Source organism: Niveibacterium sp. 24ML, assembly GCF_026586805.1.
Lineage (GTDB): Bacteria > Pseudomonadota > Gammaproteobacteria > Burkholderiales > Rhodocyclaceae > Niveibacterium.
Genome location: NZ_JAPFHA010000003.1, coordinates 251,055 through 271,295 on the forward strand (window position 1 = coordinate 251,055; position 20,241 = coordinate 271,295).

The window sequence follows — 20,241 nt, forward strand, 5'->3', positions numbered from 1 at the left end:
GTTGCGGTGGCGAAGGGGTGAGCGTGGAGGAAAGCAGCCGCACGCCAGACGCCGCGGGCTGGGTGTGGTCGCTGCCGCCCAACTTCCCGACCCCCAAGGTGCCCGCCGACAACCCGATGTCGCAGCCCAAGGTCGAACTCGGGCGTTTCCTGTTCTACGAAAAGCGGCTCTCCGGCAATGCGCAGCAGGCCTGCGCGAGTTGCCACCTGCAGGAGAAGGCCTTCACCGATGGCCGCGCGGCCTCGATCGGCTCGACCGGGGAAGATCACCCGCGCAGTGCGCAGCCGCTTGCAAACGTGGTCTACAACGCCACGCTGACCTGGGCGAACCCATCGCTGGTGACGCTGGAACGGCAGATGGAAACGCCCCTGTTCGGCGAACACCCGGTTGAAATGGGCATCAACGATGCCAACAAGGCCGCAGTGCTCGCACGCATCGGCGGTGATGCCGCTTACCGCAGCCGCTTCGAATTGGCCTTCCCCGGGCAAGTCGATCCGGTCAGCTGGGGAAACATCGTCAAGGCGATCTCCGCGTTCCAGCGCACGCTGATCTCGGGCGAATCCCGCTACGACCACTACCTGCAAGGGCGGGTCACCCTTAGCGCAGCCGAGACGCGCGGCAAGGACCTCTTCTTCGGCGAGAAGGCCGAGTGCTTCCACTGCCATGGAAGCTTCAACTTCAACGACCAGATCGTGCATGCCGGCAGTCGCATTGTCGAAACACCCTTCCACAACACCGGGCTCTACAACCTCGGCGGCACCGGCGCCTTCCCCGAGCCCAATCGAGGCGTTTTCGAGCTGACCGCCAACGCAACCGACATGGGCAAGTTCCGTGCGGCGAGCCTGCGCAATGTCGCAGTGACCGCGCCCTACATGCACGATGGCTCGATCGCCAGCCTTGAAGCAGTGCTCGATTTCTACTCTGCCGGTGGGCGCAACATCACCAGTGGCCCGCATGCCGGCGACGGCCGCGCGAATCCGTACAAGAGCGATCTCGTCAGCCTGATCAACCTCACCGAGCAGGACAAGGCCGATCTGGTTGCGTTTCTGAAGACCCTGACTGATGACAAATTCCTCACCAACCCCGCGTTTTCGGACCCGAACCATGCGACGCCTTGAACCGTGTCTGCTCGCCTTGGCGAGCGCCATGCTGGCCGGGCACGCGCAGGCCCACGGGGGGGGCGATGCGCTCGGCATCCCCGCTGAGCCGGGCTGGCGTGCCGGTCTTGCGATTGCCGGCGCATGGCTGGGGGCTGAGGCGGACACGGCGCTGCCGGCCCCTGCGCTGAGCGGCTATCTGACCTCCGGCGAAACACCGAGCGACCGCAGCGGGCTGGGGCTTGAACATGCCACGCTTGATCTGGCGGGCCGTGTCGCGCTTGGGCCGGCCTCGCTCGGGGCGGCCTTCGCCTATGGCTGGCACGGCGAAGACGGCAGCCATGTCGAGACCGCCTGGCTGAACCTGCAGGCGCGCACCGATGCCGGCATCGTTGCCGGCGGCGGTCGGAGGCGGGTGCCGATGGGCAATGCCATCGACCAGGCCGGCAACTTCGATCGCTTCGCACAGGTGCCGCTGGCCAAGCGCGCCATCCTCAACGACGACTGGATCACCGACGGGGCGCTGCTGGGCTGGCAGCGCGATCACGCCGAGGTGCTGCCCTGGCTGACCCGGCTTGAAGTGGGCGCCTGGAAGGGCGAGGTATTCCCCGGCGGGCCCGGTGCGCCGGCCGCTCCCAGCGCACGCGTGCAAGTCAGTGCGGGCGGCTGGGTGTTCGATGCCTTCGTCAGCCACCTCGAACCGCAACAGCGCGCCACCCGCGCGCAAGGCAGCAGCACCGGCCACAGCCACTCGCAGCCCGATTGCAGCGCGAGCCTGCGCTTTCTCAGCTGCTTTGACGGCCGCGTCGAGCTGCTTGCCGGCTCGGCCCGCTGGCAAACACCCTGGCAGGGTGTGAGCCTTGCCGTGTCGGCCTTGTTGCGTGACGAGCAAGGCGATCTCTATTCCGAGAACGGCGACGTGCTTTACGAAGGCCAGACCTGGGGCGGCTGGTTCGATGCCGCATGGCAGATCCATCCGCAGTTTGATGCCGCGCTGCGGCTGGAGACCCTGCACGCCTCGCACGATCTCAAGGGCCCTGGCGCCAGCCTTGTCGCCCGCGACGCCAACCTGCTGCCCTACGACGCGGCCCAGCGCGGCGAGCTCTCGCTCGGCTGGTCGCCGTATCCCAAGCTCACGCTGCGCGCGAGTGTGGGGCAGGAACGCGTTGCAAGCCTCGACACCCGCTACGGCGCCTTTCGCCTGATCTGGGTGCCCGACCAACTCTTCGGCGGCCGCTGGTAGGCCGCAGCCGAATCAACCCTTTCAATCAGCCACACAACGGAGTCACACCATGAAGCGCCTCTACACCCTTGGTTTCGCCGCAGCGATCGCGCTGGTTTCGCACACCGCGCTGGCGCACGACTACGCGCTCGGCGATCTGAAGATCGAACACCCCTGGGCACGCGCCACGGTGCCGGCCCAACGCGCCAGCGGCGGCTTTCTCAAGATCCGCAACAACGGCGCGGCTGACCGCCTGGTGTCAGCTTCTGCCGGCGTTTCCGAGCGGGTGGAACTGCACGAGATGAAGATGGAGGGCGACGTCATGAAGATGCGGGAGATCGCGGCCATCGATCTGCCTGCAGGCGGTGAAGTCGAACTCAAGCCGGGCGGCCTGCATGTGATGTTCATCAACTTGAAGGCGCCGCTTGCGGAAGGCAGCAGTTTCCCGATGACGCTGAAGTTCGAGAAGGCGGGGGAGATCAAGCTCGATATGCGCGTCGAAGCCCTCAAGACGCCGGATGCGAAGCCGCACAAGGCGATGTCGCACTGAGCTGCACGGCAACACTGGAAGGAGGCAAGCGATGCCGACCCATTGCAAGGAAGGTCTGCAGCCCTCGCCGCGTTTGCGTGCGAGAGGTGTGCCGCGAGGCGAGGTGATCTACGAGGTGGGCGCGACCGGCCAGACCTGGCGACTGATCTCGGGCATCGTGCGGCTTGATCGCGACGATGCCTCGGGCCCGCAGTTTGCCAGTCTGGCGCTGGCGGGCGATCTGCTAGGTAGCGAACTGCTGTTGCACGATTGCTATGTGTTCCGCGCGACCGCCTTGACCACCTGCCGGATCGAGCCCTGGTTGCCGCCGCCGGCCGAGCAGGGCTATCGACCGCTGCTGGAAAGGCTGACGGCGCTCGAAGCGCGCGCCGCCGACTTGCTGGCGTTGCGCACCGGCAGTCCGCTGGATCGTGTATCGCGGTTGTTGCGCTTGCTGGCGGGCGGCGATCTCTCGGCAAGGGCCACCCGTATTGCCTTGCCGCGTCTGCGTGATATGGCCGAGATGACCAATCTGGCTGGCGAGACCGTCTCGCGCGCCTTCAGCGAACTGAGGCGCCAGGGCGTGCTGACCCGCGACGGGCACCGCCGTGCAAGCGTGTCGAGCATGGTTGCCGCACTCGACCCGGCCGTGCCCTTGCAAGAAGCGGCGAGAAGGTAAGTTGATTGCCGTTCTGCGCGGGGCAGGGGAGATCTCACTGCGGTGGCGGTCTACTTCTGCGTCAGGCGCTCGAAGCCTTGCCAGTGCGCCGGAGGGGGGGCGATCAGGTAATGCTCGCAGCGCGCGATGAACTCCGTGGGGACTTCGTCCTCCGGGTCTTGCGCGCTGACATGGCGGAACGCGGCGAGCGCTGCACTGAAGTCGCGCGCATCGTAAAGCTGCATTGCAGTGGCCAGTGCTGCTCGCGTGGCCAGCTTCGCTTCGCGACGTTCGGGCGCCTCGGCGTCGAGCACTTCGTATAGCTCGATCGCGAGGTTCTTTCCCTTGACGGCGACCCGGTCCACCCGGCGGATCTCGAATGCGTCCGCTTGGTTCAGGCCCCGGTAGGTCTGTTCGCCGATCAGCAGGCGCGCGCGGTAGCGCTTGGTGAGTTGCTCGATCCGCGAGGCCAGGTTCACCGTGTCGCCGATCACCGAACACTGGATCCGGTCGTGCCCGCCTACGGTGCCGAGCACGACCGGGCCGGAATTGATCCCGATGCCCATCTGAAGTGTTGGTTGCCCGAGCGCGATCGATTGTTGATTGAGCGATTCGAGCGCGCGCCACATGCCGATGCCGGCACGCACTGCGGCGTCTGGCGTGGCTTCAAACAGGGCCTTGATCTCGTCACCCGCAAAGGAGTCGATGAATCCGCCGGTCTGCTTGATGGGCGTTTCCATACTCACGAAGAAGCGGTTGAGCAGTGCGATCACGGTGTGCGGGTCGAGGCTTTCGGCCAGCGGCGTGAAGCCGCGCAAGTCGGCGAACATGACGCTCATGGTCTTGGCGACGTGCTCGCCCAGATCAACCCGCGCGATATCCAGGTGATCAAGGCTTTCAAGGAACTGGCTCGGCACGAAGCGGCGCTGCGCGGCGATCAGGCGCAACTGCTCGTCGTAGAGCCGGGCGTTCTCCATCGAAATGGATGCCTGTGCGGCGAGCAGTTTGATCACCTCGATGCGGTCTTCGGTGAAGGCGCCGCTGGCAATGCCGTTCTCCATGTAGATCGCGCCTTCGAATTTGCCCTGGCGCTGGAGCGGAATGCACAGCGCAGACTGCGGCCGGCGCGCGATCAGGTAAGCGTCGCGCGCGAAGTTTCCGGCGCGCGTCACGTCGTTGAGCACCACCGGTGTGTTGGTGTGCAGCACGTGGTAGATGATCGAAAGCGGCAGTTCCAGCGATTCGCCGGCTTGCTCGATCGGCAGCGAGGGGGGCATCGCCGCGCCTGGATTGCCGATCTCGCAGAAGCCTTCGACGCGCAGGCGCCCATCCTTGCGCACCACGAAACAGCCGCGCTGCCCGCCGGCATTTTCGAGCATGATCCGCATGGTGCTGCTGAGCAGTTGTTCGAGCACGATTTCGCTCGAGATGGCCTGCGACGCCTTGATGACCGAAGCCATGTCGAGCGCGCTGGCGTCCACCGGATCGTCCTCGTCTGCGCTGCTGCTGGCGCGGGCCCGCAGCGGCAGGCGCTGCTGCAACTGCGGGAATTCGTCTTCGAGCAGGGCGACTTTGCGGCGGGCGCCCCAACGCTCGTAGAGGTGGCGCGCCGCGCGAAGGTAACCTTCTGCGGCCTTGCGCCGGTCTGCGGCAAGCAGGTGCCGCGCCGCCAGTTCGTTGGCCATGGCTTCGTCGCGCGAGAACTCGTGCTCGCGTGCGGCATCCATCGCCTGTTCGTAACGCTGCAGCGCGCGGTCCACCCGCCCGTCGAGCCGTGCGAGCTCGCCTTCCATCATGTACTGCAGGTGCAGAAAGTTCTCCGGGCAATGCGCAGCCCAGCGCGCCATGCGGCGATGGTCGGCACGCAAGCGGGTGCGCGCCGCTGCCTGCGCGGCGGGCGCAAGCATGTTGAATAGCGCCGCGCGGGTGAGAAAGGCCACGATGTAGAAGCGCACAAGTTGCGGCAGCGACATGGCGGATGCCAGCAACTGATCCTGTGCTTCGACATGCCGCAAGGCTTCGTCGTACTCGCCGTAGAAGTGGCAGATCTCGGCCTTGTAGATGTGGTAGTTGGCCACGCCGGTCATGAAGCGGCGCTGCAGCATGCCTTCAAGGCAACGCGCTTCGTCAAAGCTGGCGTCGTTCATCGAGCAGAGGCCATCGGTGCGCCCGAGGAAGTTGCGCTGCATCTGCAGGAACAGCGTGCCCGAGTCCAGCGAGTCCTGGTATTCGCAGTCGCGCACGATGCTCAGGTAGTTGGCGTGCTCCTGCTCGGCGGTTTCAAGGTCGAGCTTGGGGTCCCAGATGATGCAGTCCTGCGCGCTGTAGGCGAGGTAGAGCAGATCGCCCGACTGGTAGCCGGATTCGATGCCACGGCGGAACCACGGGGTCATGCTTGACCAGTGCTTGCTCCAGTGGTGCACGAACATCGTGTAGACGTAGAGCACCCGCGACTTGAGTGCGATGTCGTCGAGCTGGTCGTTCATCGCCACCGCAAGCTGGCCGTATTCATAGCCGGTTGCCGGATCGTCGAGTACCCCGCAAAGCAGCATGCCGTAGGCGGCGTAGGCGAAGGCCGATTCCGGACTGGTGCCGCTGCTCAGCGAGATGTTCACCGACTTGAGCACCAGGAAGGGGAAGAGGTTGCCGCTGCCGGACAGGAAGGCGGCAGGGAAGATTTCCATCAGGAGGCGGATGGCGATCAGCCGCGACGGATCGGTCAGCGGGGGCGAGTGGATCAGCGAGGCGATCTCGCGCCCGGCGAGGTTGCGCTTGACCGCCGCCCGTTCGCGCGCGATGGCGGCGCGGTCGGGGTTGCTGGTGATGCGGATGCCCAGCAAGCCCAGGCCCAGGATGGCTGCGTCGATCGATTCCACCATCTTGCCGGTGGTGGCGTACTGCCGGGTGCGCATCGAAAGGATCTCTGCGCGTTCCAGGTTGCTGCGTGCGCGGGCGAGCAGTTGTTCGATGTAGGCCTCGGCCTCGTCGAAGCGCGCGGTGAGGTAGGCGCACTGCTGGTATTCGGTGGCGAGCGCCTTGGCCAGTTCGAAATCGGTGTCCCATGCATCGCGCGCCAGCAGCGATTGACCGATGCGCAGGTATTCGAGCGCGGATTCATAGGCCGACGAGCGCTGCGCCATGAGCCCCGCGGCAAGGTTCAGTGCCGCCAGCTCGCGCCGTTCGGCGGCGTCGTCGATCAGGCGAAGCCCCTGGTTGAGGTGGTCGACGATGTCGATCAGGCGTGCCGTGCGCTCCTGCGGTGTGGCGTGGGCCTGGATCAGCCGCCCGATCGAAAGGTGCACCGCCTGCTTGTGCTCGTGGTCGATCAGCGCGTAGGCGGCTTGCTGCACGCGGTCGTGCTGGAAACGGTAGCTCGGGTTCAGGCCGGCGGCTTTGGCGTGGCCGGCTTCGTCGCCGGCGGCCTCGCCGACGAGCTTGTATTCGTCCTGCAGCGGAATGACCATGTGCCGCTTGAGCGCCGGCAGCAAGGCGGCTGCGGTCTGGTCGAGCGATTGCTGGTGGATGATGGCCAGCGTTCGCAGATCAAAACTCGCCCCGATGCAGGCGGCCAATTGCAGGACTCGCTGGGTGTCCGGCGCGAGTTTGCGCAGATTGGCGACCACCAGATCGACCACATCGTCGGGCAGGCCCGCACGCTGCACCCCATCCAGATCCCACTGCCACCCGCCGGCTTCGGGCGAGAAACTGATCGCTCTGGATTGCTCAAGCGCCTTGAGCATTTCGGTCAGGAAGAAGGGGTTGCCCTGCGCCTTGTCATGCAACACCGCGCTCAAGGCCGCGCAGGCGGCGACGCTGCAGCCCAGGGCGTCTGCCACGAGCTGCGCGCTTGAAGCCGGGTCGAGCGGATGCAGCGGCAGATCATGAATCGGGCGAATGGCCTGGATTTCGTTGAGCGCGAGTCGAAGCGGGTGGCCGGTATCGACTTCGTTGCTGCGATACGCGCCAATCAGCATCAGCCGCGAGAGTTCGCGCGCGCCCGCGAGCCAGCGGATCAGATTGAGCGAGGCGGTGTCACTGAACTGCAGGTCGTCGAGGAAGATCACCAGGGCTTGTTCGCTGGTGATGACGCGCAGGAAATTGAGAATCGCGATCTGGAAGCGGTTCTGCGCCTCGGTGCGTGGCAGCTCGGGCACGGCGGGCTGCGGGCCGATGATCAGCGCGAGATCCGGCATCAGTTCAACCAGCAACTGCGCATTGGGCGCGACCGCCGCAAGGATCTTCTCGCGCAGCGCATCGGTGCGCTCGCGCGATTCACCCAGCAGTTGCCGGATCAGGCTGCGAAACGCGGTCGCCAGCGCGGAGTAGGGCGTGCTGCGGTGGAATTGGTCGAACTTTCCTTCGATCAGGTAGCCGTGCTGCCTGACCAGTGGCTTGCCCAGCTCATTGACCAGCGCCGATTTGCCGATGCCCGAGTAGCCCGACACCATGCAGATTGCGGTGGCGCCCTTGGCAACGTCGTCGAACAGGCGCATCAGCACCGCAAGTTCCGCTTCGCGGCCGTAGAGCTTCTGCGGGATCTGGAACTTGCGTGAAACGTCGCGCAGCCCGAGTGCAAAAAGGGGAATCGCACCGGTATCGGCAAGCGCCTGCTGGCACCGCGTCAGGTCGGCGATCAGGCCAAAGCTGCTCTGGTAGCGGTCTTCGGCGTTCTTGGCCATGAGCTTGAGCACGATCGCCGATACCGTTTCGGGGATCGAGTGATCGCGCTCGCTGGGGCTGGGCGGCTGTTTGCCGATGTGGCTGTGCACCCATTCCAGCACCGAGTCGGCCTTGAACGGCAACTCGCCGGTGAGTAGCTCGAACAGCGTGACGCCCAGCGAGTAAAAGTCCGAGCGGTAGTCCAGATCGCGGTTCATGCGCCCGGTTTGCTCGGGCGAAATGTAGGGCAGCGAACCCTCGATCCGTTTGCTTACGCCGTAATTGGGCCGCTCGCGCGAGATTTCAGACGAGAGGCCGAAGTCGATCAGGCGCACCCGCCCGGCTTCGTCCACCAGCACACTGCCGGGGTGGATGTTCTTGTGCACGACCTCGTGTTCGTGCACTTGGCCGAGCGCTTCAGCAATCGCAATCGCGATATCGAAGAAGCGGTTTAGCGGGATGATCCGCGCGCCGGCCTGGCCGATCAGCTTGGCCAGCGGCTGTCCAAAGGGTTCATAAACGATGGCGAGATTGCCGTTGCCATGCGCTTCCAGCGCATGCACGCGCACGATGCTCGATGCCGCCTGCAGACGCTGCACGATCTGGTACTCGCGGCGAAGCGCCGCTACGGCCTGCTTGTCGGGGTACTCGGCCTTGAGGGTTTTGGCGATCAGCTGCCGCCCGTCGCGCACCCGCACCACGTTGAGTACGGCACGCAGGCGCGACTGGTGTAGCGCCGCGCCGATCCGGTAGCCGGGTATCTCAATCATCGGGGGTGCGGATCGTCACGACATGCGGCACGGGGCGGTTCAGGCGCCGAACACGCTCTGCGAGCGCTTGCGGTAGTCGTCGTAAGCGGTGTCGATCAGTGGCGCACCGTGCCCGCAAAGGGTATGGCGGAACGGGATCTCGAAAAGGCGCACGAAGTCTTCCGCCTTGGGCTCGCAAACCTGCATCCAGACCGGGCCGAAGTTGGCCGGCTGGAAAAAGCCCATCTGCCGCATCATCGCGCGCGATTCGTCGGAGAAGAACTCGTCATCCGAGATCCAGTTCTGAAGCGAATCGCAGGCCACCAGGATGCCGCCGGCGCGGTCGATACGCAGAATGCACTCGGGCAGCTTGGTCGTCTTGAACTCGAAGACCGAGCAATCCGGGAAGGGCATTTCGCCACCGGCACGCAGTTCTTTGTCTGCCACCAGGCCCAGCTTGTGCTGCATGCCCGGCATTGCCCAGAAAACGGGGTTGTAGCGCGCCTTGTAGAACGGGTCGTCTTCGCCATGCAGCGAACCGATCTTCACCAGATGGGTCACCGTGCCGAGCGCATCGAGCCTGGCCAGACCTGCCTCATCGAGCCGCACCGAATTGATCAGTGTGAGCTCCGTGCCGTTGCGCACGATCGTCATGTTGCGGCTGAAATGCCAGTGCGCGCCCATCAGTTCGGTCTTCATGGTGCCGGTGACGAAGAAAACGTCCGGGAAGACTTCTTTGATTTCGCCTGCGGGCTGCGCTGCTGGGAAGTGATCCATTGCTATAAACCTCATCGTTTGGGAGCGCCCGTTTCAGGCAAAGCGGAAGTATGTCGTAACTGGCAAAACTGCTGAAAGCCCTGCCTGAGCAAGCGTGCTTGCCAATGTCATCAGCGCTTCAGTCGTAGCGGTAGCGGCCTGCGTAGACGTACTCGATGGCGTACTCGTGGAGGTACTCGTTCAGGTACTGCCACTGCGCCGCGCTCAAGCGGTTCTGCTTGATGTCCTCAAGCGTTTCGCTGCCGTCGGAATGGTCAAGCCGCTTCAGATGGAACAGCGTCATGTCGCGTCCGCCAAAGAAGCCCTTCAGGAAGTCGTGCTGCCATCGCGCGCCGGACATGTCGAACACCGCGCCGGCAAGTGCGGTGTGGAACGGGTGCTCGGCCAGCGTCTCTGCGGTGAACTCGGGGTAGGCGCCGGCTGGGTGTTCGAAGGCAGGCACCGCCTGCTTCTGATGCACCGGGTACTGGCGCAACTGGTTGATGTAGGCCGGATCCAGCCCCGAGGCTTCTGCGCCCTTGATCAGGATGTTCAGGTAGCGTTGCGTGGGCCGGCAGCTTTCGTCGATGAAGCTCGGGATTCCCACGTAGGCAATTGCCGCCTGGACGCCGTGTGCGGTTTCCACCGGCAGTTCGATGCGGTCGTATCCGTGGCCATAGGCTTCGGCCGCATCCAGCAGCGCAAGATGCTGCGGCTCGCACCGGTGCAGCACGCCGCGGACGAGATCGCCCGGCGCTTGCGAGGGTTCGATGTTGCCAACGCCCCCTTCGTGGCGAAAGAAGTGATGGACGTTGAAGCGCAAGCGCCAGCCATGCAGCACCGCTGCGTGCGACTCGCCGGGCTCGACGCCCTTCGCGCGCAGCGAATGCAGGTCCATGTTTGAGCCGTAGCCGAAGTACCAGAACACGCGGGATCCCCTTGCCTTGTGTGGCCAAGCCCGGATTCGACGTGAGCATCGCGGAAAACGCAAGCCATGGCGGGGGGCGACACCATTCCGCGATAATCCGCAAGGTACTTGTCACGTGGCGATATCCCGCCTTTGCACCTATGGTGCACTGGGCGCAACGCCGCTTGCAGCATCCATAAGCCAGAAATAAGCCAGAAATAAGCCAGAACAATGAGGCCCGCGGCCATTGCCGCAGCCCGACAGGAGAAACCAGATGGCCGACACCACCCCCGGCGGATGTAGCTCGCACGATTATTTGATCAGTCGCAGCGAGTCCGATGATGGCTACGCGATGTGGCGCTTTGCGCCGGACGCGGAACAGATGCTGCAGCCGGTGCCCATCAAGCCGGGCGCAAAGTTCGATCGCACGCACCAACTGATCTCGATCGGCCGCTACCTGCTCGAATGGGGGCCGGTGGCGCTTGAGGCGTACCAGGCCAGCTTTCCGTATCGCCTGTTCGAGTTCGATCCCTCGAGCGACGATCCGCTGGCCGGCGCCCCGGTGCAGAAAGGCCTGTGGCCGAAGTCGAAGTTCTGGTGGTCGCGCCCGGACTTTGGCAACCCGGACGGCGCGGCGAAGAGTTTTGATTCCGGCAAGAACCTGATGCTGGTGCCGATGGGCGGCTTTGTCCTGAACCTGATTCCGCAGCCCGGGCGCGGCACCTTCATGTTGTGGAACTTCGATCCGAACCCGCACGCACCGTGTCAGTCCGACCCGCTTCCAAAGCCTTACTCACCGCAGGGTGCCTTTGATTCGATAGCCGACGGGCATCAGCTCATCCCCTTCGGCAACTATGTGCTCGACTGGAAGGCCGCCAGCAGCGAATACCGCGTCTGGAGCTTCGATCCGGGGAGCGAATTCCCGCTCGGGCGGCCGGCGATCCAGCGGGGGCAGTGGCAGACGATCGACGCCAGTCACAGCCTGGTCGGGATCGGTGACTATCTGCTTGACTGGGTGCCGGCTGATCGCACTTATCGGCTGTGGCAGTTCGACCCGACCCGCGCCGATCCCTTGCTTGGGCCGGTGCGCAGCGGCGTGCTGCCGGCCGGTTTCACGCCGCAGACCACGCTGACGGGCATTCAGGCCTTGCGGCCGGTGGATGCCGCGAAGAAGGACGTACCCGGCACGATCGACTTCATGCGCGACAAGATCAAACATGTGGTTTATCTGATGCTGGAGAACCGCTCTTTCGATCATGTCTGCGGCTGGCTCTACGAACAAGGCGAAACCAGCATTCGCTTTGTCGGCCCCGATCACCCCTTCGACGGGGCCAGCACCGAGATGTACAACATTGCCACCGACGCCCGCGGCAATGAACGCAAGGTGTTCTTGAGCAAGTACCAGGGCGGCAAGCTCAGTGATGACTGGTCGCTGGATTTCCTGACCGTCGATCCGTACCACGACCATTCCGATGTGATGCGGCAGTGTTTCTACCGCAAGCCCGAAGGCAATCTCGGCGGTGCGGTGCCGGACATGGGGGGCTTTGTCTGGAACAACGCGTCTGACTCGGTGATGCTTACCTACGGCCCGGAACAATTGCCGGTGCTCAACGGGCTCGCCAGACACTACGCGGTGTCCGACGCCTGGTTCAGTTCGATGCCCGGCGCGACCGACTCGAACCGGGCCTTCGCCTTCAGCGGCTCGGCGCTGGGGCAACTGAACAACTTCCAGAACGGCGCCCAGTACATCGACTGGCCCGACAGCCCGCATCGCCAGTCGATGTGGAAGGTTTTGTGGACCCACGGTTTCTGCGACTGGAAGATCTACAACTCCATCACCTGGATGAATTTCGTCCACACCTATCACCTCTACCTGCAGGGGCAGATCCCCGCGGTCGACGCCAACACCTCGAACTACATCGCCGGCATCGAGCAGTTCAAGGCCGATGCGCGGGCCGGAAAACTGCCCGCATTCAGCTTCCTGGAGCCGGTGTGGGTGGGCAGCGCCGGCACCACGTCCTACCACCCCGGGCCGGATGTCGTGCCGGGCGAGCGGGCCTTGAACGAACTGTTCAATGCCATCAAGGAAGGGCCGGCCTTCAACGAGACGCTGTTCGTGATCACCTTCGATGAACACGGCGGCATCTTCGACCATGTCGCGCCGCCCTACGCCCGTAACCCGTGGCCGAATGACGAGGTGGATGGCTACCGCTTCAACATGATGGGCGTGCGGGTGCCAACGATTCTGGTGTCGCCGTGGATCAACGAGAAGACCGTGTTTCGCGCAGGCGGCCCGGTGGCCTACGACGCCACCTCCTTCATGGCAACCCTGCTGCATTGGTACGGCATTCCGAAGGCAGCGTGGGCGGTGGGCGATCGGGTGGCGCACGCCCCCACGTTCGAAGGCGTGTTCCAGCGAACAAGCCCGCGCACCGATGCCCCGAGCCTGACTCCGCCGCACGACAGCGATTACCCCAGCACCGGCGAGACGCCCAGGAACATGAAGCTCAACGATCTGCACCGGCTCATGACGCCGCGGATCGTGTGGGCGATCGCCCGCGGCAAGCTGAGCATTGCCGAGGCGGGCCGGGTCGCGGACGAAATCCTCGCGCGGGCCACAACGCTCGATAGCCTTCATGACCTGATCGACGATTTCGCCAAACGCCTTGGCTGATTCCTGGCCGGACAACAGCACGCAAGCGCGGGGCCACGGCCGCCAGGGAAGGCCTGATTAAGTGGCTGCGACGGCGCATCGCTGCGTTGCGGCGTGCTCGCTCCCGCGCCTATCCCTTTGATATGTCTTGGTCGCTGCGCGCGCCGCGCCTTGCGCTGCATCCCTCTCGCTCACTTATTCAGACCTTCCCGAGCGGTCGGGGCGTGCATCGTGTCGGGCGGCCGGGCGCCGTGAAACCGATTCGTGCCATCACCGCTCGCGCTCCGCGCGCGTGCGGGCATGCCGTGCCGGTGGGGCATCAGGGGTGTGGGTGGAGCAGCCGCCCCGCCTGTGGCTTGGTATGCTTGCCATTCCTTCATGCCGGGTCATGCCAATGTTCGAGCAGAGTCTGGAAAGCCTTTTTCGGCAGCTTGAAGAAATGCCGCAGTTTTTGGACCGCGCGCTGCAAGGGCTCTCGCCCGAGCTGCTCGCCGCCAGCACCCTCTACGACAAATCGCCGCTGCTTGAGCACCTGTGGCATGTCCGCGATTGCGACACCGATCTTTATGGCATGCGGATTCACCGCATCCTGAATGAATCACTCCCCAGGCTCGATCCGGTTGAAGTTGGCCTCTGGCCCGAGCAACGCAACTACCTATCGCGCGGTAGTGAGCAGGCCCTGCGCGAATTCGCCAGCTACCGCGCCAGCCTGATCGCCACCTTGCGCGCGGCCGACACCGCAACGCTGGCGCGCTGTGGCGTCCGCGCCGATGGCACGCAGATCAATGTGCTGGGCGTGCTGGAGCAATTGCTCGATCACGATCGCGATCACCGCGAGCGCATTGGCGCAACGCTGCGAGGCATGCTGGCCGCCGCCACCCAGGGCGCCTGGCCGGTGGCTTGATGGGGCCGCGCTGCGCAGCGCAGAGAGCTTGAATGGGGTGGCGGACGCGCGTCGGCGCTGAGATGGCCCTTTGGGATGGCCGACCCAGTGATTACCGGGCTGCGCCGGATGGTCTGCGTGTTCAGGCCTGCTGGCAAGCGAGAAGGCGCCGCCTCATACCCGCCTTTCTCTGGGACGCCCCCCGCGCCGCACCTGAAATTTCCGCCAGCACTTGCATGCGCCAAATACTGTAATAAAATACAGTTTTTGGCGCGATCTTCCGTGCCGCATCACCGGAGGGCAGGGCATGCACGAGCTGGGGGGTTGCCAGGTGGGGTGGATCACCGATGCGTTCGATGGCGAGCGCAAGCACGGCGCCGAACCCTCGGCTTTGCACTGCAGCGGCAAGGTTTGCTGCCTGTGGTTTGCCTCGCGTGAACAAGTGCGCCGACATGCGCCTCCCGGCGCGATGAGTACCGACGCCCTCCACCGGCCGGTACTCGAACATCACTTCTGCCCGATCTGCGGTGGCTCAGCTTTTGGTTTTGGCCGGGCGGCGCACGAGCCGGCGCATGCCGCAATCGAGCCGCGCCGCCGGCAGACGCTTGATCTGGCGACGCCACGGGCGCAGCTCGATGGCCGACGTCGCTGATTGCCGGCCGGCGGACTTGATGCCCGCTGCCAGTCATCCCGGTGTCGCGCAAGTGTTGCCGCGGATGCGGTGCTTGGCTCTTCAACTCTTTTCAGGATTTGTTTTGACTCATGGCTGCCGCAGCACCGCTGGCTCTCTCCGATCTGCTCCAGCGCGCCGATCTCTGGCGCGGGGATGCGCTCGGCCAGGTGGCAGAAGCGCGCAGCACCGGGTTTGAGGCACTGGACGCGGTACTGCCGGGCGGTGGCTGGCCGCAGGGCGCGCTGACCGAGTTGCTCTTGCCCTCCGCCGGGCTGGGCGGTGGCTTGGGCGAGGTGTCGCTGCTGATGCCTGCGCTGCGTGCGCTCAATGCGGACGCCGGCTGGGTGGTGCTGGTGGCGCCACCCTGGTTGCCGCAGGCGGCAGCCTGGCAGGCGGCTGGGCAAAGCCTGTCGCGTTTGTTGATTGTTGAGGCGGCTGGTGAGGATGCCGCGTGGGCGAGCGAACAGTTGCTGGCCAGTGGCGCGGTGGCGGCCTTGCTGAGCTGGTTGCCCGATAGCGACGCGCGCGCGCTGCGCCGGCTGCAACTGGCGATGGCCACACGCCGCACGCTGGCGTTTGTCTTCCGCAGTGAGAAGCAAGCCCGCGCCGCTTCGCCGGCACCGCTGCGCATTGCGCTGAATGCCGCCGACAGTGGCCTGGCGCTGCAAGTGGTCAAACGCCGTGGGCCGCCCCTGGCGCAAGCCGTGCGGCTGCAGGTGGCGCGTCCGGTGAGCTGGGCCCGGCTGGCGGCGCGCCATCCCCTGGGCGTGCAGGCCTCGCCGGGCGTGAATCTGGCCCGTAGCCCCGCGCGCGCACGGCTGCCGGCGCTGGTCGGTGCGGCGGCGCTCAAGCGCTGAAGCGCCGCTTCTTGCCTGCCGATTTCACCTGAGAACGCCTGTGATGCTCTGGCTTGCACTGCAACTTTTTCGTTTGCCGATCGAGGTTTTCGCGGCCCGACCACCTGCCGTGGCGGTGGCGCGTGGCCGTGTCCTGTCGACCGATGCGCAGGCCGAGGCGGCCGGCGTGCAGCCGGGGCAGAAACTTTCCAGCGCGCTGGGGCTGGCGCCGCAACTCTCCGCCTGCGAGCGCGATCCGCAGCGCGAAGCCGCAGTGCTGATGCGCCTGGCTTGTTGGGCGGGGCGCTTCAGCCCGCAGGTGAGCCTTGCGCCACCCGACGAGTTGCTGATCGAAATCGGCGGCAGCCTGCGGCTTTTCAAAGGGCTTGAGGCCCTGCTCCAAGCGGTGGAGGCGGGCCTGACGGCCGAGGGCTACAGCTACCGTATCGGCCTGGCACGCACGCCACTGGCGGCGCAATGGTTTGCGCGTGCCGCCCTGACCGGATACGAAACCCATGCCTCGGCGGAAGCGGCGCGTCTGGCGGGCCTGCCGCTGGGCGTGATCGGCTTCGACGAACGTGCGGCCAGGCGCTTGGCGGTGCTGGGCCTGACCCACATCGGTGAGCTGCTGGCCCTGCCGCAGGCCGCGCTGGCGCGCCGCTTCGGGCCGGATCTGCCCTTGCAACTGGCGCAAGCGCGCGGCGATTTGCCCGATCTGCGCCGCAGCTTCGCCTTCCCCGAACGCTTCTCCGAATACCTTGAGCTGCCTGCACGGGTTGAACTTGCGCCAATGCTGCTGTTTGGCGCGCGCCGGTTGCTGCAGGCACTGGCCGGCTGGCTTAACGCACGCGGTGCCGGCTTGCAGCAGTGCGTGCTGCAGCTTGAGCATGAAGACATCGACGATTCGCAACTTGTGCTGGGCTTTGCCGCCCCCACGCGCGATGCCGACCGCCTTGCCCGGGTGCTGCGTGAGCGGCTCGATCGCCTCGCGCTGACAGCCCCGGTGGTGGGGCTGCGCCTAGTTGCCGAGCAGATTGAATCGATGCCCGGCGAGAGTGCCGCGCTGTTTGGTGAAGCGGGCACCCAGCGCATCGCGCCGGTGGTTGAGCGCCTGCGTGCGCGCCTGGGGCGTGAAGCGGTGCATGGCATTGCGGTGCAGCCCGGGCACCGGCCCGAGCACTGCACGGTGGCGGTGGACTGGCCCCGCGCCGATGCCCCGGATGCTGCGCGCTCGCGCCCGCTGTGGCTGCTGCGCGAGGCCTGCCCCTTGGTAGAGCAGGACGGGCGCCCGCAGCACAAGGGCCCATTGCAATTGCTCACCCGCCCCGAGCGGATCGAGAGCGGCTGGTGGGATGCCGGCGAAGGGCTGGGCGATGTGCGGCGTGACTACCATGTGGCGCTGAGTTCGCGCGGCGAGTGGCTGTGGATCTACCGCGACACGGCCGGCTGGTGGTTGCAGGGGGTGTTCGGATGAGCGCGCTACCCGCGTATGCCGAGCTTCACTGCATCTCGAACTTCACCTTCCTGCGTGGCGCATCGCACCCGGAAGAGCTGGTCGCCCGGGCTCACCGCCTGGGCTACACCGGGCTGGCGATTACCGATGAATGCTCGTTCGCCGGCGCGGTACGCGCCTACGATGCGTGGCGGCAGTTGCGCGATGCGGCGGGCGGGCAGATCGACTTCCGCCTGATTCACGGCGCCGAGTTCCGCTTCGAATGCGGGCTGAAGCTGGTGTTGCTGGCACAGAACCGCGCCGGCTACGGCAACCTTTCAGCCTTGATCACGCTGGGGCGGCGGCGTGCGGAAAAGGGTGAATACCGGCTGGTACGCGGCGATCTGGAATCCATCTCGCCCAGTGGCGCGGTGCCCGATTGCCTGGCGCTGTGGGTGCCGGGCGAACAAGCAGACGAGGCCGAAGGGCGCTGGCTCGTGCAGCGCTTTCCCGGCCGCCTGTGGCTGGCGCTTGAGCTGCACAGCGGGCCGGACGACGCGGCCCGCCTGGCGAGCTTGCAAGCCCTGGCCGACACCTGCGGCATGCCCTGCGTGGCCAGTGGCGATGTGCACATGCATGCGCGCTTGCGCCGCCCCTTGCAGGATGTGCTTACCGCCACTCGCCTGGGGACGACCGTGTTCGATGCCGGTGATCGGCTCTACCCCAATGGCGAACGTCATCTGCGTCAGCCTTTGCGGCTATCGCGCCTTTACCCGGCCAAGTTGCTCGAAGAGTCCGCGCGCATCGCGGCGATGTGCAATTTCACGCTGGATGAACTGCGTTACGAATATCCCGACGAAATCGTTCCGCACGGGCATACCCCCACCAGCTACCTGCGGCGCGAAACCTTTGCCGGCCTTGCGCGGCGCTATCCTGCAGGCGTGCCGGACAAAGTGATCGCGGGCGTTGAGCATGAGCTCGCCCTGATCGCCGAGCTGCGCTACGAACCCTTCTTCCTCACGGTGTACGACATCGTCTGCTTCGCCAAAGGCGAGGGCATCCTGTGCCAGGGCCGCGGCTCGGCCGCCAACTCGATTGTTTGCTACGCCCTCGGGATCACCGAGGTGGACCCGATGCGTGCCTCGCTGCTGTTTGAGCGCTTCTTGTCAAAGGAGCGCAATGAACCGCCCGACATTGATGTGGACTTCGAGCATGAGCGGCGCGAAATCGTCATCCAGTACATCTACCGCAAGTACAGCCGCGAGCGTGCCGCGCTGGCTGCCACGCTGATCCGCTACCGCACCAAGGGTGCGCTACGCGACGCCGGCCGCGCGCTGGGCTTCGGCCTTGAGCAGATCGATGCGCTGTCAGCGTCGCTGAGCTGGTGGGACAAGCGCGAGCAACTGCCCGAACGGCTCGCCGAGGTCGGGCTGGATGCGACGAGCCCGCGCGTGGCCAAGTGGCTGGCCCTGACCAACATGCTGGTCGGTTTCCCGCGCCATCTATCGCAGCATGTCGGTGGTTTCGTTATCTCGTGCGGGCCGCTCTCCCGCCTGGTGCCGGTGGAAAACGCCGCGATGGAAGATCGCTCGGTGATCCAGTGGGACAAGGACGATCTGGAATCGCTTGGGCTGCTGAAGGTCGATGTGCTGGCGCTGGGCATGCTCACCGCCCTCAAGCGTTCGCTCGATCTGGTCAGCCTGCGGCGGCGCAAGCCCTTCGCGCTGGCCGACATCCCCGACAAGGATGCCGCCACCTTCGACATGCTTTGCCACGCCGATTCGGTGGGCGTGTTCCAGGTTGAATCGCGCGCGCAGATGAGCATGCTGCCGCGTCTGAAGCCGCGCCAGTTCTACGATCTGGTGGTGCAGGTGGCGATTGTGCGGCCGGGGCCGATTCAGGGCGACATGGTGCATCCCTACCTGGCGCACCGGGCCGATCCGCAAGCGGCACGGGCGGCCATGGCGCGCTTGCCCGCTGAGGTGGCCGAGGTGCTGTCGCGTACCTGCGGGGTGCCGATCTTTCAGGAGCAGGTGATGCGGCTTGCGGTGGTGGCCGCCGGCTTTACGCCGGGCGAAGCGGATCAATTGCGCCGCGCCATGGCCTCATGGCGGCAGAGAGGCCACATCGACCGGTTCAAGGACAAACTGCGCGCCGGCATGGCCGAGCGTGGACATCTGCCCGAGTTTGCCGAGGCGCTGTGCCGGCAGATCGAAGGCTTTGGCGAATACGGTTTTCCCGAGTCGCATGCCGCCAGCTTCGCCTTGCTGGCGTACAGCTCGGCGTGGATGAAGCGGCATGAGCCGGAGGCATTCCTGTGCGGGCTGCTCAACAGCCAACCGATGGGTTTCTACGCGCCTTCACAGCTGGTGCAGGACGCCCGCCGCCACGGCGTGCAGGTACTACCGGTGGATGTGATGCACAGCGATTGGGACAGCGGTTTCGAGCGTGTGCCGGGGGCACGACGGCCAGCGGTGAGGCTGGGGCTGCGTGAAGTGCGTGGCTTTGCGCAGGCGGCTGCGGTACGCATTGCTGCCGCACGGACCCGGGCGCCATTTACTTCTGTGGATGATCTCGCGCACCGCGCCATGCAGGGGGGGCGTGATCTGGAATTGCTGGCGGGGGCTGGGGCCTTGAAAGCGCTGGCCGGGCACCGCCGGCAGGCCGCTTGGCTGGTTGCCGGGGTGCAAGGGCAGGGCGATCTGTTCGACAGCGCGCCGCCCCCCGAGGCCCCGGTCCGCTTTGCTGCCCCGCGTGAAGGCGAAGAAATCGTGGCCGACTACGCCAGCACCGGCCTCAGCTTGGGGCGCCATCCCCTGGCGCTGTTGCGCGATCGCCTGAGCGCCCGGCGCTTTCTTGCGGCCGGTACGATCCGTGAGGCCGGTGATCGTGCATTGGTGCGCGCGGCCGGCATCGTTATCGGGCGCCAGCGGCCCGGCACGGCAAGCGGCATCATCTTCGTCACGCTCGAAGACGAGACCGGTCAGGCCAATATCGTGGTGTATTCAGATCTGGCTGAGCGCCAGCGCCGCGAATTGCTCGGCGCGCGGCTGCTGGGGGTGTATGGCCAGTTGCAACGAGAAGGCGAAGTCGTTCACGTGCTCGCCAAGCGTCTGCTGGACCTGACGCCTTGGCTGGGCGCGCTGCCCACGATCAGCCGTGACTTCCATTGACTGATGCGTGGGCG

13 protein-coding genes are annotated in these 20,241 nt (G+C 65.6%); 10 read left to right on the plus strand and 3 right to left on the minus strand.

The genetic code is table 11. The annotated features are described in order from the left end of the window. Nucleotides 1–23: 23 nt before the first annotated feature. The 4 genes from OPU71_RS04230 to OPU71_RS04245 are packed head-to-tail and all read left to right on the plus strand — an operon-like array spanning nt 24 to nt 3,527. Nucleotides 24–1,118 carry a methanobactin export MATE transporter MbnM gene (locus tag OPU71_RS04230; protein ID WP_267725244.1) on the plus strand — a complete coding sequence of 365 codons (1,095 nt, stop codon included), beginning with the start codon at nt 24–26 and terminating at the stop codon, nt 1,116–1,118. Beyond that, on the plus strand, nt 1,105–2,340 hold the full coding sequence (locus OPU71_RS04235; RefSeq protein WP_267725248.1) for a hypothetical protein: 1,236 nt from the start codon (nt 1,105–1,107) through the stop codon (nt 2,338–2,340). Before OPU71_RS04230 ends, OPU71_RS04235 begins: the two co-directional genes overlap by 14 nt. A 49-nt stretch (nt 2,341–2,389) precedes the next feature. Further along, nucleotides 2,390–2,869, plus strand: coding sequence for a copper chaperone PCu(A)C (locus tag OPU71_RS04240; protein WP_267725251.1), 480 nt, complete (start codon nt 2,390–2,392; stop codon nt 2,867–2,869). Between the two features lie 31 nt (nt 2,870–2,900). Further along, a complete protein-coding gene (locus OPU71_RS04245) occupies nt 2,901–3,527 on the plus strand; it encodes a Crp/Fnr family transcriptional regulator (protein ID WP_267725254.1) in 627 nt (208 codons plus the stop codon). 50 nt (nt 3,528–3,577) lie between these two features. On the opposite strand, the gene OPU71_RS04250 is transcribed toward OPU71_RS04245, so the two are convergent. From OPU71_RS04250 to OPU71_RS04260, 3 genes are all read right to left on the minus strand, one after another. Beyond that, entirely contained in the window at nt 3,578–8,935 is a 5,358-nt protein-coding gene (locus tag OPU71_RS04250) for an AAA family ATPase (protein ID WP_267725258.1), read from the minus strand. Between the two features lie 39 nt (nt 8,936–8,974). Then, nucleotides 8,975–9,691 carry a hypothetical protein gene (locus OPU71_RS04255; RefSeq protein WP_267725261.1) on the minus strand — a complete coding sequence of 239 codons (717 nt, stop codon included), beginning with the start codon at nt 9,689–9,691 and terminating at the stop codon, nt 8,975–8,977. Between the two features lie 118 nt (nt 9,692–9,809). Continuing rightward, nucleotides 9,810–10,598, minus strand: coding sequence for a gamma-glutamylcyclotransferase family protein (locus OPU71_RS04260; RefSeq protein WP_267725266.1), 789 nt, complete (start codon nt 10,596–10,598; stop codon nt 9,810–9,812). 253 nt (nt 10,599–10,851) lie between these two features. Here OPU71_RS04260 and OPU71_RS04265 point away from each other — a divergent pair, with 253 nt between their 5' ends. From OPU71_RS04265 to OPU71_RS04290, 6 genes are all read left to right on the plus strand, one after another. Further along, nucleotides 10,852–13,251 (plus strand): alkaline phosphatase family protein, encoded by a 2,400-nt coding sequence (locus OPU71_RS04265; protein WP_267725268.1) that lies wholly within the window; start codon nt 10,852–10,854, stop codon nt 13,249–13,251. A gap of 418 nt (nt 13,252–13,669) precedes the next feature. Beyond that, nucleotides 13,670–14,134 (plus strand): DinB family protein, encoded by a 465-nt coding sequence (locus OPU71_RS04270; protein WP_267725271.1) that lies wholly within the window; start codon nt 13,670–13,672, stop codon nt 14,132–14,134. A 286-nt stretch (nt 14,135–14,420) separates the two neighbouring features. Then, complete coding sequence (locus OPU71_RS04275; RefSeq protein WP_267725273.1) at nt 14,421–14,765, plus strand: hypothetical protein; 345 nt, start codon at nt 14,421–14,423, stop codon at nt 14,763–14,765. A gap of 110 nt (nt 14,766–14,875) precedes the next feature. Further along, entirely contained in the window at nt 14,876–15,643 is a 768-nt protein-coding gene (gene imuA, locus OPU71_RS04280; protein WP_267725274.1) for a translesion DNA synthesis-associated protein ImuA, read from the plus strand. Between the two features lie 43 nt (nt 15,644–15,686). After that, nucleotides 15,687–17,096: a Y-family DNA polymerase gene (locus OPU71_RS04285; protein ID WP_267725276.1), complete on the plus strand. Its 1,410-nt coding sequence runs from the start codon at nt 15,687–15,689 to the stop codon at nt 17,094–17,096. Further along, nucleotides 17,093–20,227: an error-prone DNA polymerase gene (locus tag OPU71_RS04290; RefSeq protein ID WP_324256031.1), complete on the plus strand. Its 3,135-nt coding sequence runs from the start codon at nt 17,093–17,095 to the stop codon at nt 20,225–20,227. Before OPU71_RS04285 ends, OPU71_RS04290 begins: the two co-directional genes overlap by 4 nt. Nucleotides 20,228–20,241 lie beyond the last annotated feature (14 nt).

Bases quoted from the DNA above. Each gene is read 5' to 3' on its own strand.
- OPU71_RS04235 (WP_267725248.1), top strand. From the start codon at position 1,105: ATGCGACGCCTTGAACCGTGTCTGCTCGCCTTGGCGAGCGCCATGCTG.
- OPU71_RS04240 (WP_267725251.1), top strand. From the start codon at position 2,390: ATGAAGCGCCTCTACACCCTTGGTTTCGCCGCAGCGATCGCGCTGGTT.
- OPU71_RS04245 (WP_267725254.1), top strand. From the start codon at position 2,901: ATGCCGACCCATTGCAAGGAAGGTCTGCAGCCCTCGCCGCGTTTGCGT.
- OPU71_RS04250 (WP_267725258.1), bottom strand. From the start codon at position 8,935: ATGATTGAGATACCCGGCTACCGGATCGGCGCGGCGCTACACCAGTCG.
- OPU71_RS04255 (WP_267725261.1), bottom strand. From the start codon at position 9,691: ATGGATCACTTCCCAGCAGCGCAGCCCGCAGGCGAAATCAAAGAAGTC.
- OPU71_RS04265 (WP_267725268.1), top strand. From the start codon at position 10,852: ATGGCCGACACCACCCCCGGCGGATGTAGCTCGCACGATTATTTGATC.
- OPU71_RS04270 (WP_267725271.1), top strand. From the start codon at position 13,670: ATGCCGCAGTTTTTGGACCGCGCGCTGCAAGGGCTCTCGCCCGAGCTG.
- OPU71_RS04275 (WP_267725273.1), top strand. From the start codon at position 14,421: ATGCACGAGCTGGGGGGTTGCCAGGTGGGGTGGATCACCGATGCGTTC.
- imuA (WP_267725274.1), top strand. From the start codon at position 14,876: ATGGCTGCCGCAGCACCGCTGGCTCTCTCCGATCTGCTCCAGCGCGCC.
- OPU71_RS04285 (WP_267725276.1), top strand. From the start codon at position 15,687: ATGCTCTGGCTTGCACTGCAACTTTTTCGTTTGCCGATCGAGGTTTTC.
- OPU71_RS04290 (WP_324256031.1), top strand. From the start codon at position 17,093: ATGAGCGCGCTACCCGCGTATGCCGAGCTTCACTGCATCTCGAACTTC.